The sequence below is a fragment of the Ralstonia pickettii genome (assembly GCF_016466415.2).
Lineage (GTDB): Bacteria > Pseudomonadota > Gammaproteobacteria > Burkholderiales > Burkholderiaceae > Ralstonia > Ralstonia pickettii.
The window spans coordinates 3098412-3113569 of the sequence record NZ_CP066771.1; the positions used below are offsets into that span (position 1 = coordinate 3098412).

9 protein-coding genes and 2 riboswitches are annotated in these 15158 nt (G+C 64.9%); of the genes, 7 read left to right on the plus strand and 2 right to left on the minus strand.

Translation table 11 applies throughout. The annotated features are described in order from the left end of the window. Window positions 1-17 precede the first annotated feature (17 nt). Window positions 18-1502 (minus strand): oxygen-independent coproporphyrinogen III oxidase, encoded by a 1485-nt coding sequence (gene hemN, locus RP6297_RS14690; protein ID WP_009239588.1) that lies wholly within the window; start codon window positions 1500-1502, stop codon window positions 18-20. A gap of 254 nt (window positions 1503-1756) precedes the next feature. Between hemN and RP6297_RS14695 the strand changes: the two genes are divergently transcribed. After that, entirely contained in the window at window positions 1757-2845 is a 1089-nt protein-coding gene (locus tag RP6297_RS14695) for an ABC transporter substrate-binding protein (RefSeq protein WP_009239587.1), read from the plus strand. A 564-nt stretch (window positions 2846-3409) separates the two neighbouring features. Here the strand turns inward: RP6297_RS14695 and RP6297_RS14700 are convergent. Continuing rightward, a complete protein-coding gene (locus RP6297_RS14700; protein ID WP_009239586.1) occupies window positions 3410-5530 on the minus strand; it encodes a UvrD-helicase domain-containing protein in 2121 nt (706 codons plus the stop codon). 273 nt (window positions 5531-5803) lie between these two features. Between RP6297_RS14700 and RP6297_RS14705 the strand changes: the two genes are divergently transcribed. The 6 genes from RP6297_RS14705 (at window position 5804) to RP6297_RS14730 (ending at window position 15151) form a co-directional block, all read left to right on the plus strand. Then, entirely contained in the window at window positions 5804-6130 is a 327-nt protein-coding gene (locus tag RP6297_RS14705; RefSeq protein WP_009239585.1) for a hypothetical protein, read from the plus strand. Window positions 6131-6531: 401 nt separating this feature from the next. Continuing rightward, a riboswitch (glycine riboswitch) is annotated at window positions 6532-6629 on the plus strand. Between the two features lie 12 nt (window positions 6630-6641). Continuing rightward, window positions 6642-6769: riboswitch (glycine riboswitch) on the plus strand. Between the two features lie 129 nt (window positions 6770-6898). After that, the gene (gene gcvT / locus RP6297_RS14710) at window positions 6899-8026 is read left to right on the plus strand and encodes a glycine cleavage system aminomethyltransferase GcvT (protein WP_009239584.1); all 1128 of its coding nucleotides are present in this window, start codon (window positions 6899-6901) and stop codon (window positions 8024-8026) included. Between the two features lie 47 nt (window positions 8027-8073). Further along, complete coding sequence (gcvH, locus tag RP6297_RS14715; protein ID WP_009239583.1) at window positions 8074-8454, plus strand: glycine cleavage system protein GcvH; 381 nt, start codon at window positions 8074-8076, stop codon at window positions 8452-8454. Between the two features lie 84 nt (window positions 8455-8538). Further along, window positions 8539-11478 carry an aminomethyl-transferring glycine dehydrogenase gene (gene gcvP / locus RP6297_RS14720; RefSeq protein WP_009239582.1) on the plus strand — a complete coding sequence of 980 codons (2940 nt, stop codon included), beginning with the start codon at window positions 8539-8541 and terminating at the stop codon, window positions 11476-11478. Between the two features lie 148 nt (window positions 11479-11626). Continuing rightward, complete coding sequence (locus RP6297_RS14725) at window positions 11627-13003, plus strand: L-serine ammonia-lyase (protein WP_009239581.1); 1377 nt, start codon at window positions 11627-11629, stop codon at window positions 13001-13003. Window positions 13004-13096: 93 nt separating this feature from the next. Continuing rightward, window positions 13097-15151, plus strand: a complete 2055-nt coding sequence (locus tag RP6297_RS14730; RefSeq protein WP_009239580.1) for an OPT family oligopeptide transporter — start codon at window positions 13097-13099, stop codon at window positions 15149-15151. The last annotated feature ends 7 nt before the right edge of the window (window positions 15152-15158 follow it).

Consider the following 15158-nt stretch of genomic DNA (forward strand, 5'->3'; position numbering starts at 1 on the left):
TCGGGCCAGCAGGAAGGTCAGACCACCTTGGAGTAGCGCGGGACGAAGGTGACGGGCTTGCCCTCGGCTTCCATCGCGCGCTCCGTGCCCGCCTCGCGCAGGTGCGCATCGAACACCATCGCGATGCGGCGCACGAGCAGCCGCCCTTGCGGTGTGATGACGATGCGCTCGTCCCCGACCTTCACCAGCCCGGCTTCTTCCAGCGGCGCCAGCGCCTGCAACTCGTCCGCAAAACTGCGCTTGAAGTCCAGCCCGTGGCGCGCGCCGAATGCGCGCATGTTCAATTCAAATCCGCACATCAGCTCGCCGATCAGCGCGCGGCGCACGTGATCGTCCGGCGTGAGCGACATGCCGCGCAGCACGGCCAGCTCGCCTGCGTCGATGCGAGCGTAGTAAGCGTCGAGATCCTTTTCGTTCTGCGCATACACATCGCCCACGCGGCTGATGGCGGACACGCCAAACGCCAGCATGTCGCAATCGGCGTGCGTGGAATAGCCCTGGAAATTGCGCTGCAGCCGCCCTTCACGCTGCGCAATGGCAAGTGCATCGTCAGGCCGCGCGAAGTGATCCATGCCGATGTAGACATAGCCTTCGGCGACGAGCCGCTCGACCGTCATGGCGAGTAAGTCGAGCTTCTCGTCGGCGGTAGGCAGCGTGAACATGTCGATGCGGCGCTGCGCCTTGAACAGGTGCGGCAGATGCGCATAGCTGTAAACGGACAGCCGATCGGGCGCCATCTCCAGCACGCGATCCAGCGTGGCGTTGAAGGTTTCCGTGCGCTGATATGGCAAGCCGTAGATCAGGTCGAAGCTGATCGACTCGAAGCCCAGCCGGCGCGCGGTATCGACCACACGGCGTGTCTCTTCCACACTTTGGATGCGGTGGACGGCGCGCTGGACGTCGGGGTCGAAGTCTTGGATGCCCAGGCTTGCGCGGTTGAAGCCGATTTCAGCCAAGACTTCGAGCGTGGCGTCGTCGGCATGGCGCGGGTCGAGTTCGACGGAGATCTCGCCATCGGTGGCCAAGTCGAAATGCTCGCGCGTGGCGGCCATCACGGCACGCATTTCGTCGTGCGCAAGAAAAGTCGGCGTGCCGCCGCCCCAATGCAACTGCGTCACGCGGCGCAGTGGGCCAATCTGGCTGGCCACCATCGCCATCTCGCGCGCGAGCGTTTCAACGTAGCGTGCGCTGCGCGAGCGGTCCTTTGTGATGACCTTGTTGCAGCCGCAGTAGTAGCAAAGGTTCGCGCAGAACGGCAGGTGCATGTACAGCGACAGCGGCGCATGCAGCGCGGGCGCGATCGCGGCGCGGCGGTGCAAGGCGTCGAGATAGTCGGAGTTGCCGAACCCGTTGTGGAAGCGGTCGGCCGTTGGGTACGAGGTGTAGCGCGGGCCGTGCGTATCAAAGCGCTGCGCGAGCGCGCGCACCTGCGGCGCCGACCAGCGGAAGGCGGTGTCATTTTCGGCAGACGGAGTGTCAGCCATTTTCGCGAACGGAAACATGGGGGCGATCGTCGTGGGGGCGATGGCTCATCCTAAAACTGCCAGGTGAGCGCCGCGTTGATGTGTGTCAACGTCGGTCCACACCTGTTCAAACGCGCCTCACCCTCCGTTGGGAGGGCCCCAACTTCACCGATCTGTCATGTTATGCCCCCTAACATCGGCGATCGGCGCCAAGGGCTCGTCGCCCGTCGTACGCAGGCCGTCAAAACAACACAACAGCACAGGCCGTCGACTCGTCTTTTGGGGGAAGCACCATGTGGCAGAGACTGGCACGCCGCGGCGCGTGCGCACTGGCCTGGGCGGCCGTCACGCTGACGGCGCATGCGCAAGGCACGTCGTTCGTCGTGGGGCAACTGATCGAGCGCGGCGCAGACCAGGCCGACTATGCGCGCGACTTCATGGCGGGCGCCAAGGTGGCTTTCGATGCTGCCAACCAGAGCGGCGGCATCAAGGGCCGGCGCATCAGCCTCGTCCGGCGCGAGGCGGCGCTCAACGAAGCCATTCCGCAGGCCGTTGACATGATCGAACACGACCATGTCGAGTTGCTCTTTGGCGTAAGCGAACGCTTGCTGCCGGTGCTGGCAGCGTCTCCCGAGATCGCACGGCGCAATGTGCCGTTGCTCGCCCCGCTCTCAGGTGCGACGTCGACCGCCGACAACGTTTTGTTCATCCGCCCCGATTACGACCACGAAATCGTCGCCGCGCACAACCGGCTGCGGCAGTTCGGCATGCGGCGAATTGCACTCGTCACGGCAGCGGGCTTCGATCCGCAACTCGGGGTGCGCCTGCGTGGCTCGATCGCCAAGGGAAATGCTGCCGAACCGCTGGACCTTTACACACTTACCGGAGACCCGGCCGAGCTTGCGGCCCGCATCGCGCCGACAAAGCCAACAGCGGTGATCATCGCCGGCGACACGCTCACCTACGCCACCGTCGGACGTGCGCTGGCGCAGCAGGGCTGGTATGGCTTTCTGGTCGGGCTGTCGTCCGTCAACCCTCAAGTGGCGCGCGAAATCCTGGGCTCCGGCTACAGCGGCGGCATGCTGCTCGCCCAGACGGTGCCAAACCCGGCCAGCGGCGTCACCAAGGTCGCGCGCGAGCATATGGCGCGGATGAAGCAGTTTCTGGATGAGCCGCCTTCCGCCGCGACGCTATCGGGGTATATCGCCGCGGTGTATTTGGTTCAGGCGATGAATGCCGCGGGCGGCAAGGTGACCGGCGTGGAACTGCGGCGCGCGTTGCAGACGCGCGTTGATGTAGGCGGGTTCACGCTGGATTTCACGCGTGGGAATCGGGGGAGCGAGTTTGTTGATCTGAATTACATTCAGGGAGCGGGGAATTGATTCTGGCTTGGGGGTCCACCCTCCTTTCGTTCCCTGCCGGGACCGACTCACTTTTCTTTGTCTTGCCAAAGAAAAGTAAGCAAAAGAAAGGCGCGCCCGAGATGGCGACTTCCCCTTGAAATTGTGTGACCGGGCGGGGAAGGAGGCAAACTCGCTTCGCTCAGACAGCCTCCTTCCTTGATCCGCCCGCTCACAAAAATTCAAGGCGCCATCAAGGGCTCAACGTCAAAAGAGAAAGGCCAACCCATCGCGCGGTTGGCCTTTTCATTTGGGCTTGCGCCCCGAGGGTGTGGCTTTCTCCTTTGACTTTCCTGCCCTAGATGGCGCCTTCAATTTTTGTAAGCGGGCGGAAAAAAGGCGGGGAACTGTCTGAGCGTAGCGAGTTTTCCCCGCCTCCGCACGGTTACGGAAATTGAAGGAATCTTTCGCCATCTCGGGCGCGCATTTCTTTGCTTACTTTCTTTGGGCAAGACCAAAGAAAGTGAGTCAGCCCCGGCAGGGGCTGAAACAAGGGATGCACCAAAACCAAAAACAAAAAACAAAAACCCAAAACCCAAAACCGACTCACGAAGCCACAGGTTTCTTAGCCGCCAACAACCCCTTCAACGCCCCCAGCCGATCCTTCGGCGACATCGCCGGCATGGTGTCCTCCGGCGTCGGCCCGGCATCCTCTCCAAGCTTCATCTCAGCGATATAGCGTGACGGCTCGCACACCACCGTCTCCCGCGCCCGCTTGCGCTTCTTGCACCAGCTGATATGCAGGCTGCGCTGCGCCCGCGTGATCCCCACATACATCAACCGCCGTTCTTCTTCGATCTTCTCGTCGGTCAACTCATCGTCTTCGCGGCAGTGCGGCAAGATGCCCTCTTCCACGCCGACCAGGAACACATGCGGATACTCCAGCCCCTTGCTCGCGTGCAGCGTGGACAGGCGCACCGCATCCGGATCCTCTTCCTTGCCTTCGAGCATGCTGATCAGCGCGATGGTCTGCGTGAGTTCCAGCAGGTTCTTGCCGGTGTCCATCAAGCCATCGGCATTGTCGAAGCCCGTGGCTTCTTCGTCGTCATCCTTTTCGGGCTTGGTGCCCTTGCGCTTGAGCCAGTCCAGAAACTCCAGCACGTTGGTCCACTTGTTCTGGGCCTGGCGCTCGTCGTAGGTGTCGTACAGGTAGGCCTCGTAATGGATGCCTTCCATCATCTCGTCGAGCAGCGTGGCGGCGGGCTCCTTGGCGGCGCGGTCCGAGAGCCGCACGATGAATTCGCAGAACACGCGCAGCGGCTCGAGCTGGCGCGGCGCGAGTTGCGCTTCGATGCCGCCCATCATCGCCGCCTCGAACAGCGACACCTTGGCCTGCCCCGCAAACGAACCCAGCACTTCGAGCGTCGCATTGCCCACACCGCGCTTGGGCGTGGTGATGGCGCGAATGAAGGCGGGGTCGTCATCCGCGTTGGCAATCAGCCGCAGGTACGCGCACAGATCCTTGATCTCGGCCTTGTCGAAAAAGCTTTGCCCGCCCGAGAGCACATACGGAATGCGCTCGCGGCGCAGGATCTGCTCGAACAGGCGCGCCTGAAAGTTGCCGCGATACAGGATCGCGTAATCGCGAAACTGCGCACGACGCTCGAACTTGTGGGCAGAGAGCTTGAAGACGACGCTTTCGGCTTCGTGCTCCTCGTCATTGGCGCTGGTGACGTTGATCGCGTCGCCCATGCCGTGCTCGCTCCACAGCGTCTTCTCGAACAGTTTCGGGTTCTGTGCGATGACCGCGTTGGCGGCATTCAGAATGCGCACCGTGGAGCGGTAGTTCTGCTCCAGCTTGATGACTTTCAGGTTCGGGAAATCCGTCTGCAACAGCTTGAGGTTGTCGAGCGTGGCGCCACGCCAGCCGTAGATGGCCTGATCGTCGTCGCCCACGGCCGTAAAGGCCGGCGCACGCAGGTGCGAGCCGCCCGCCAGCAGCTTCAGCAACTGATACTGGCAGGCGTTGGTGTCCTGGTATTCATCGACGAGGAAGTAGCGCAGACGGTTCTGCCACTTCAGGCGCACCTCTTCATTGCGCGCGAACAGCTCGGCGGGAATGCGGATCAGGTCGTCGAAGTCCACCGCCTGATACGCGTGCAGCGTCGCCACGTAGTTGCGATAGACGAGCGCCGCCTGGTGGTCATCGACGTTGTTGTTGACGAGCGCCTCGGCAATCGCCGTGTCCGGGTCGACGAGACCGTTCTTCCATAGCGAGATCGTGCTCTGCACGCGGCGGATCAACTGCTTGTCGGTGGTTGCGAGCTGCTCCTGGATCATGCCGAAGCAATCGTCCGAATCCATGATCGAGAAACGTGGCTTGAGGCCGACATGCTCGGCTTCCGCCCGCAGGATCTGCACGCCCAGCGAGTGAAACGTACAGACCGTCAACTGCTTGATGGGAATGCGCTTGCCATCTTCGCGCGTCTTGCCGTCCATCAACTTGGCCACGCGCTCCTGCATTTCCTTGGCCGCCTTGTTGGTGAACGTCACCGCGGCGATGTGCTTGGGCTCGAAGCCCTTGTCGAGAATCAGGTGCGCGATCTTCTGCGTGATCACGCGCGTCTTGCCCGAGCCCGCCCCGGCCAGCACCAGGCAAGGGCCGTCGAGGTAGTGCACACCTTCGGATTGGGCAGCATTGAGCCCGTGGGCGAGACCGGAAGACATCGGAACAGGCGGAAGAAAAAGCAGGCGGGAACGACAGCGGAGGGCGATGGTAGCACGGCGCCTTTGCATCGATTGAGCCGATGAAAAGCCGTTTGCCGGGGGCGCCGTCGGAGGTGCCAATACCGCACCGCACGCGTTTGCGCCCCTCGCTTTTCGCAGGGGCGTTACACCGCTTACGCGCCGTTACACGAACGGCGTAGTCGACCCCGCACGGCCCGCCGTTATGGACAGGACAGCGGCTGAATCGGTCGGCCGCCCACCGGAGAACGCACCATGAACCGCATCCTCAAAGCCCTGGCCATCGGCGCCGTCGCCGTGTCGGCAACCACCGGCGCCTTCGCCCAGACCCAATGGCAAAAGGACCACCCGCGCCGTGCCGAGGTCAACCACCGTCTCGCCAACCAGAACAAGCGCATCCACAACGAAGTGAAGGAAGGCGAAATCACCAAGGGCCAGGCGCGCCAGCTGCACAAGGAAGACCGCCAGATTCGCCAGGAAGAGCGCGACATGGCGGCCCAAAACGGTGGGCACATCACCAAACAGGAACAGCGCACGCTGAACCAGCAGGAAAACCAGGTCAGCCGCCAAATCGGCAAGTAAGTCAAAGCAAGACGACCAACACCCGCACGTCGGCCACACCCGAACAAGGCGCTCCCGCCCGCGCCCCGACGGTGTGGCCGTTGTCTTTGGCCTTTGACGGTCCTGCCCTAGATGGCGCCTTCAATTTTCGTAAGCGGGCGGAAAAAAGACGGGGAACTGTCTGAGCGCAGCGAGTTTTCCCCGTCTCCGCCCGGTTACGGAAATTGAAGGAGTCTTTCGCCATCTCGGGCGCGCATTTCTTTGCTTACTTTCTTTGGGCAAGACCAAAGAAAGTGAGTCAGCCCCGGCAGGGGATGAAACAAGGGATGCACCACAAGCACAAAAAATCCAGCCCTCCCCCCCAACCCGAAACCGCCAAGTCCACCCCAATTGACAATCCCATCCCCCTTCCGTAAATTCCGGCCATCCATCCGGGAGAGCGTGCCCGCCGTACACGGCAAGGCGCCGCCGAAGGGGTAGCACCCGAAAACTCTCAGGCATCCAGGACCGGGCGGATCGGCGGACATGCGTCCGACCGCACTCTGGAGAGCTGGCGCCGCACGACCACTGCGGGCGCCCACCGAAGGGGCTCACGAACGGCGCGCACCGCTATGCGCCCCGCTTCGCAATCTCTCAGGTACCAAGGACAGAGGGGCCATCTGCGCAGCTTGTTGATCTTCATGGCGTCACCATGAGGCATCAGGCTGCGCGGGTGGCCTTTTTGCTTTTCTGGTCCCGAATAACGCGCCGCGCCCGGCCACAGTGGCGGCGCCTCTGCCGAGAGATTCCATGACGCTCCAACACACGCCGCTCAATGCCATCCACCGCTCGCTGGGCGCCCGCATGGTCGACTTTGGCGGCTGGGACATGCCCGTCAACTACGGCTCCCAGATCGAAGAACATCACGCGGTGCGCCAGGACGCCGGCGTCTTCGACGTCTCGCACATGTGCGTGGTCGACCTCACCGGTGCGCGTGTGCGCGACTTCCTGCGAGGGCTGCTCGCCAACAACGTCGACAAGCTGCAGACCCCCGGCAAGGCGCTCTACAGTTGCATGCTGAACCCCAAGGGCGGCGTGATCGACGACCTGATCGTCTACTTCTTCCGCGAAGACTGGTTCCGCCTGGTGGTCAACGCCGGCACCGCCCCGACGGACCTGGAGTGGATCGTCGCGCAGAACGCCGCCGCCGGCACCGACGTGACCATCACGCCGCGCCGCTCCGACAACAACGCGGGCGCCGAGCCGCTGGGCATCCTGGCGGTGCAAGGCCCGAACGCGCGTGCCAAGACCTACGCCGCGCTGCCCGGCTCGCAGGCCGTGGGCGACGCGCTCAAGCCGTTCAACGCGGGCTTTGTCACCGTGGAAAACGTGGGCGAGATCATGGTGGCCCGCACCGGCTACACCGGTGAAGACGGTTTCGAACTGGTCGTGCCGGCCGCGCAGATTGCGGGCGTCTGGGAGCGCCTGCTGCAGGCCGGCGTGCGCCCGGCAGGCCTGGGCGCGCGCGACACGCTGCGCCTGGAAGCCGGCATGAACCTCTACGGCCAGGATATGGACGAGCACGTCTCGCCGCTCGACGCCGGCCTCGCCTGGACGGTCGACCTGCAAAGCGAACGCGACTTCACCGGCAAGGCCGCGCTGCAAGCCGGTGGACAACGCGAACAGTTCGTCGGCCTGATCCTGCGCGACAAGGGCGGCGTGCTGCGCGCCCACCAGAAAGTCATCACCGCCGCCGGTGACGGCGAGATCACCAGCGGCACGTTCAGCCCGAGCCTGTCGCTCTCCATCGCACTGGCGCGCCTGCCCAAGGACGTGGCCATCGGCACCGACGTACAGGTCGAAATTCGCGACCGCAAGTTGACCGCGACTGTGGTTAAACTGCCGTTCGTGCGCAATGGCAAGGCGCTGGTCAGCTGAACACCGAATTTGCATCCCCCAATACCCATTTTCCGGAGAACCCTTTCATGAGCAACGTCCCCGCCGATCTGAAGTACACCGAACACGACGAGTGGATCCGCGTTGAAGCCGACGGCACGCTGACCATCGGCATTACCGACTTCGCGCAGGAACAGCTCGGCGACATCGTCTTTCTGGAGCTGCCGGAAGCCGGCCGCGCCGTCGCCAAGGACGAAGCGATTGCGGTGGTGGAGTCGGTCAAGGCCGCTTCCGACATCTTCGCCCCGGTGGCCGGCGAGATCGTCGCCAACAACGCTGACGCCGCCGGCGCGCCGGAATCCGTGAACGCCGGCGCCTACGAGGCCTGGCTGTTCAAGATCAAGCCGACCAACGCCGACGACGTGAACGCCCTGATGTCGGCTGCTGATTACGAAGCCAAGATCGGCTAATCCGGTCCTCCGGCCGGTGCGCGCGCCCTGACCTGCGCTGCGCATCGGCCATTGCTTGCATCGCCTGAATTTCGAGCCCTTGCCATGAACGCTCCGCACCCCGCTTCCTCGGCGCTTGCCGCCGAACGCCCGACGTTGGCTGACCTGGAGGCGCGCGACGCCTTCGCGCACCGCCACATCGGCCCGTCTGCCGACGAGCAGACCGCCATGCTCGGCACGCTCGGCTATACCAGCCGCGCCGCGCTGATCGACGCCGTGATCCCGCCGGCCATCCGCCGCCAGGACGGCATGCCGCTGGGCGAATTCACGCAGCCGCTGACCGAAGAAGCGGCGCTCGCCAAGCTGCGCGGCATCGCCGGGCAGAACCGCGTGGTCAAGAGCCTGATCGGCCAGGGCTATTACGGCACGCATACGCCGGGCGTCATCCTGCGCAACATTCTCGAGAACCCCGCCTGGTACACGGCGTACACGCCATATCAGCCGGAAATCTCGCAGGGCCGCCTGGAGGCGATGCTGAATTTCCAGCAGATGGTGATCGACCTCACGGCGATGGACATCGCCAATGCGTCGATGCTGGACGAAGCGACCGCCGCTGCCGAAGCCATGACGCTGCTGCAGCGCATTGGCAAATCGAAGTCGACCGTGTTCTTCGTGGCCGACGACGTGCTGCCGCAAACGCTGGAAGTCGTGCGCACGCGCGCCGAGCCGATCGGCGTGCAAGTGGTGACCGGCCCGGCGGCCGACGCGGCCAAGCACGACGCGTTCGGCGTGCTGCTGCAATACCCGGGCGCCAACGGTGCGCTGCTGGGCGATCTGGCGACGTACCAGGCCCTGACCGATGCCGTGCACGCCGCCGGCGGTCTGGTCGTGGCCGCCGCCGATCTGCTGGCACTCACGCTGCTGGCCGCGCCGGGCGAATGGGGTGCCGACGTCGTGATCGGCAACACGCAGCGTTTTGGCGTGCCGTTCGGTTTCGGCGGCCCGCACGCCGGCTACATGGCCGTGCGCGACGCGTTCAAGCGCTCGATGCCCGGCCGACTGGTCGGCGTGACGATCGATGCGCAAGGCAATCCGGCCTACCGCCTCGCTCTGCAAACGCGCGAACAGCACATCCGCCGCGAGAAGGCCACCTCGAACATCTGTACCGCGCAGGTGCTGCTGGGCGTGATGGCGTCGATGTACGCCGTCTACCACGGCCCGCAAGGCCTGAAGCGCATCGCCCAGCGCGTGCATCGCCTGACCGCCACGCTGGCAGCCGGCCTGCGTGCGATCGGCTACACGCTGGAATCCGACGCGTTCTTCGACACGCTGACCGTCGCCACCGGCCCGCGCACCGCGAACCTGCACATCGCAGCACAGGCGCACGGCATCAACCTGCGCCAGATCGACGATGCGCGACTGGGCATCTCGCTGGACGAGACGGTCACACGCGCGGACGTCGTTGCGCTGTGGGAAGTCTTCGCGCATGCCGCCCACGCCGCCGCACCGGACTTCGACCAGACCGAAGCGGGCGTGGCCGATGCGTATCCGGCCTCGCTCATCCGCCAGAGCGCGTACCTGACGCACCCGGTGTTCAACGCACACCATTCCGAGCACGAAATGCTGCGCTACCTGCGCAGCCTGGCCGACAAGGACCTCGCGCTCGACCGCACGATGATCCCGCTGGGCTCGTGCACCATGAAGCTCAATGCCACCGCAGAAATGCTGCCGGTGACGTGGCCCGAGTTCTCGAACATCCACCCGTTCGCGCCGGCCGACCAGACCGTCGGCTACCGCGAGATGATCGACCAGCTCGAGCAGATGCTGTGCGCCGCCACCGGCTACGCGGCCGTGAGCCTGCAGCCGAACGCAGGTTCGCAAGGTGAGTACGCCGGTCTGCTGATCATTCACGCCTACCACGCCAGCCGCGGTGAAGCGCACCGCAACGTGTGCCTGATCCCATCGTCGGCGCACGGTACGAACCCCGCATCGGCGCAGATGGCCGGCATGCAGGTCGTTGTCGTGGCGTGCGATGAGTGCGGCAACGTCGATCTGGCCGACCTGGAGAAGAAGGCGGCCGAGCACAGCAAGAACCTCGCGGCGATCATGATCACCTACCCGTCCACGCACGGCGTGTTCGAGGAAGGCGTGAAGCGCGTCTGCGAGATCGTGCACAGCCACGGCGGTCAGGTCTACGTGGACGGCGCGAACATGAACGCCATGGTCGGCACGGCCGCGCCGGGCCACTTCGGCGGCGACGTCTCGCACCTGAACCTGCACAAGACGTTCTGCATTCCGCACGGCGGCGGCGGCCCGGGCGTTGGTCCGGTGGCCGTGGGCGCACACCTCGCGCCGTTCCTGCCCGGCCGCGCGGCGTCGGGTGAAGATGCCAGCCAGAACATCGGCAACGTGTCGGCGTCGGCGTTCGGCTCTGCGTCGATCCTGCCGATCTCGTGGATGTACATCGCGATGATGGGCGCCGCGGGCCTGACCGCCGCCACCGAGACGGCTATCCTGACGGCCAACTACGTGGCCAAGCGTCTTGCGCCGTACTACCCGGTGCTCTACACGGGCGCGCACGGCCTGGTGGCGCACGAGTGCATTCTCGACATCCGCCCGCTGCAGAAGGAATCGGGCATCAGCAACGAAGACATCGCCAAGCGCCTGATGGACTTCGGCTTCCACGCGCCGACGATGAGCTTCCCGGTGCCGGGCACGCTGATGATCGAGCCCACCGAAAGCGAGCCGAAGGTGGAACTCGACCGCTTCATCGACGCGATGATCGCCATCCGCGGCGAAGTCGACAAGGTGATCTCGGGCGAATTCGACCGCGAAGACAATCCGCTCAAGCACGCACCGCACACCGCAGCCGTGGTGATGGCCGATGACTGGTCGCACAAGTACACGCGTGAGCAGGCCGCCTACCCGGTGGCATCGCTGCGCGCGCGCAAGTACTGGCCGCCGGTCGGCCGCGCCGACAACGTCTACGGCGACCGCAACCTGTTCTGCGCCTGCGTACCGATGAGCGAGTACGCGCAGGACTAAGCCGGCGACCCGGTGCGCGATTGCCATCGCGCTACGCCACAGGCGGCCGCCTCGCACCACGGGGCGGCCGTTTGCATCTGAACAACCCGTGCGCGGGCGGCCACAAGCCGACTCGCCCCTTTTGCAAAACGCCCCCGGAGCCTTACCCATGGCTGTTTCTGTTTTCGACCTCTTCAAGATCGGCATCGGTCCGTCCAGCTCGCACACCGTCGGGCCGATGCGCGCCGCGCTGATGTTCGCCTCGGGCCTCGAAGCCGATGGACTGATGCCGCAAGTCGCCAGTGTCCGCGTCGAGCTGTACGGTTCGCTCGGCGCCACTGGCAAGGGCCACGGCACCGATCGCGGCGTCATCCTCGGTCTGATGGGCGAGGCGCCGGACACGATCGACCCTGACACCATCGACGCCAAGCTCGCGGCGCTGCGGGCGTCACAGTCGCTGTCGCTGCTGGGCCGTCACGCGGTGCGCTTTACCGAGAAGGAGCACATCGCCTTCTATCGCCGCGAGGCGATGGCCGAGCATCCGAACGGCATGAAGTTCCACGCCTTCGATGCAGCAGGCGAGCGGCTGCGCGAAGCGCGCTATCTGTCGGTCGGCGGCGGCTTTGTCGTCACCGCTGGCGCACCGAACACGCAGGTGCTGGCCGCACATGACCAATTGCCGCATCCGTTCCGCAGCGGCAAAGAACTGCTGGCGATGTGCGAATCGACGGGCAAATCCATCGCCCGGTTGATGCTCGAAAACGAACTGACGTGGCGCAGCGAAGCCGAAGTGCGCGCCGGCCTGCTCAACATCTGGCACGTGATGCAGGCGTGTGTCGCGCGCGGCTGCCGCACGGAAGGCGAACTGCCGGGCCCGTTCCATGTGCGCCGCCGCGCGGCCGAGTTGTATTCGCGGCTCACGGTGCAGGCAGAACGCACACTGTCCGACCCGCTGTCGGTGATCGACTGGGTGAACCTGTATGCGATTGCCGTGAACGAAGAGAACGCCGCAGGCGGGCGCGTCGTCACGGCGCCGACCAACGGCGCAGCCGGGATCATCCCGGCCGTGATGCATTACTACGACCGCTTCGTGCCCGGCGCGAACGACAATGGCGTGGTGGATTTCCTGCTCACCGCTGGCGCGATCGGCATGCTTTACAAGATGAATGCGTCGATCTCGGGCGCGGAAGTCGGCTGCCAGGGCGAAGTCGGTGTGGCGTGTTCCATGGCGGCGGGCGCACTCGCTGCGGTGCTCGGCGGCACGCCAGCGCAGGTGGAAAACGCTGCTGAGATTGGCATGGAGCACAACCTGGGGCTGACATGCGACCCGGTCGGCGGGCTGGTGCAGATTCCGTGTATCGAGCGCAATGCGATGGCGTCTGTGAAGGCGGTGAATGCGGCGCGCATGGCGTTGCGGGGGGATGGCACGCATTATGTTTCGCTCGACTCCGTGATCAAGACGATGCGCGAGACGGGGGCGGATATGAAGACGAAGTACAAGGAGACGGCGCGCGGGGGGTTGGCGGTGAATATTGTGGAGTGCTGATATTTGGTTTGGGTTTTGGTTTTTGCGTTGGTGGTCCGCCCCCGTCCACTCCTATAATCCGCGCCACAAGAACCTTCTTTGGAGACCCGCAGGATGCAATCCCTCCATCCTCCCAAGCACCTTACGGCAGCGACCCTGCCTGAGCTAACGCTGCGCGGCATGATCCTCGGCGCGATCATCACCGTGATCTTTACCGCTTCAAACGTGTACCTCGGCCTGAAGGTCGGCCTGACGTTCTCTTCGGCGATTCCGGCAGCGGTCATTTCGATGGCCGTGCTGCGCATGCTCGGCGGCACGAACATCCTTGAGAACAACATGGTGCAGACGCAGGCGTCTGCGGCCGGGACGCTGTCTTCGATCATCTTCATTCTGCCCGGGCTGGTGATGATCGGGCACTGGCAAGGTTTCCCATTTTGGCAAACGTTTGGAGTCTGCATGGCGGGCGGCATGCTCGGCGTGGTGTTTACGATTCCGCTGCGCCACGCGATGGTGGTGCAAAGCGACCTGCCCTATCCCGAAGGCGTGGCGGCGGCAGAAATTCTGCGCGTGGGCAGTGGCGAGCCAGCGGACGGTGAAGCCGCTGCCGATGACGACGCTGTTCCCGCCGCCACCGGCATGCGCGATCTGGCAGCGGGTGGCATCGTCGCGGCCATCGTGGCGTTTGCCACCAGCGGCCTGCGCTTGCTCGGAGAAGGTGCGAGCTGGTGGTTCGCTGCGGGCGCCGCGGTGGTGCGCTTGCCCATGGGTTTTTCGACTGCGCTGCTGGGCGCGGGCTATCTGATCGGCCTGGTGGCGGGGCTGGCCATGCTGGTGGGCCTGGTGATCGCCTGGGGCATCGCCGTGCCGTATCTGACGTCCATCACGCCGATGCCGGCGGGCAAGGCGCTCTCGGCGTTTGGCACGGATGTGTGGCGCACGCAGGTGCGTTTTATCGGCGCTGGCGTGATTGCGGTGGCGGCCGTGTGGACGCTGGGCACACTGATCGGCCCGGTGGTGCACGGCGTGAAGCGCTCGTTTGGCAGCTTGCGCCCGAAGGCTGATGGCGCGCTGCGCACCGAGCAGGACATGGCGCCGCGCTGGATTCTGCTGGTCACGCTGGCGATGGTCGTGGTACTGGTGATCACCTTCGCTGCATTTCTGGCGCCGACCATGCTGTCGGCCGGCTCGCGCTGGACGCTGATCACCTTCGCGGTGATCTTTGCGGTGGTGTTCGGCTTTCTGGTGGCGGCGGCGTGCGGCTACATGGCCGGGCTGATCGGTTCGTCGTCGAGCCCGATTTCGGGCATCGGCATCATCGCCATCACCTTGGTGTCGCTGCTGCTGTTGGCCATCGGCGCGGACAACGGTATCGTGGGTTCGCCCGAAGCGAGCAAGCTGGGCATTGCGCTGGCGATCTTCACAACGTCGGCCGTGGTGGCCGTGGCGACCATCTCCAACGACAACCTGCAGGACCTGAAGACCGGCTGGCTGGTCGGGGCCACGCCGTGGCGCCAGCAGGTGGCACTGCTGATCGGCTGCGTGGCGGGCGCGGCAGTCATCTCGCCGGTGCTGGAGCTGCTGTATAACGCGTATGGCTTTCCGGGTGCGCTCCCACGTGCCGGCATGGATGCGGCGCAGGCGCTGTCGGCTCCGCAGGCGACGCTCATGACGGCCATCGCCACCGGCATCTTCACGCACCAGCTGCAGTGGAACATGGTGATTGCGGGCATCGTGATCGGCGTGCTGCTGATCGCGGTCGACTGGGCGCTCAAGCAACGCGGCGGCGTTGCGCGGCTGCCGGTCCTGGCAGTGGGCATCGGCATCTATCTGCCGCCGACGGTCAGCACGGTGCTGGTGGCCGGTGCGGTGCTGGCGTGGATCATCGAAAAGATTCTTGCCAAGCGCGCGCAGGCGGCCGGCGTGCCGTACGAGCGCTATGCCGAGGTGCCGAACCGCCACGGCGTGCTACTGGCGTCGGGCCTGATCGTGGGCGAAAGTCTGGTGGGTGTGCTGATGGCGGCAGTGATCGGCAGCACGGGCAAGGATGCGCCGCTGGCCATCGTGGGGGCGTCGTTTGAAGGCACGGCGCAATGGCTTGGGCTGATCGTCTTCGCCTTGGTATGCTGGGCCTTCGCGCGCCGCGTACTGGCGGTGCGTCCGACTCATTGACCCCATC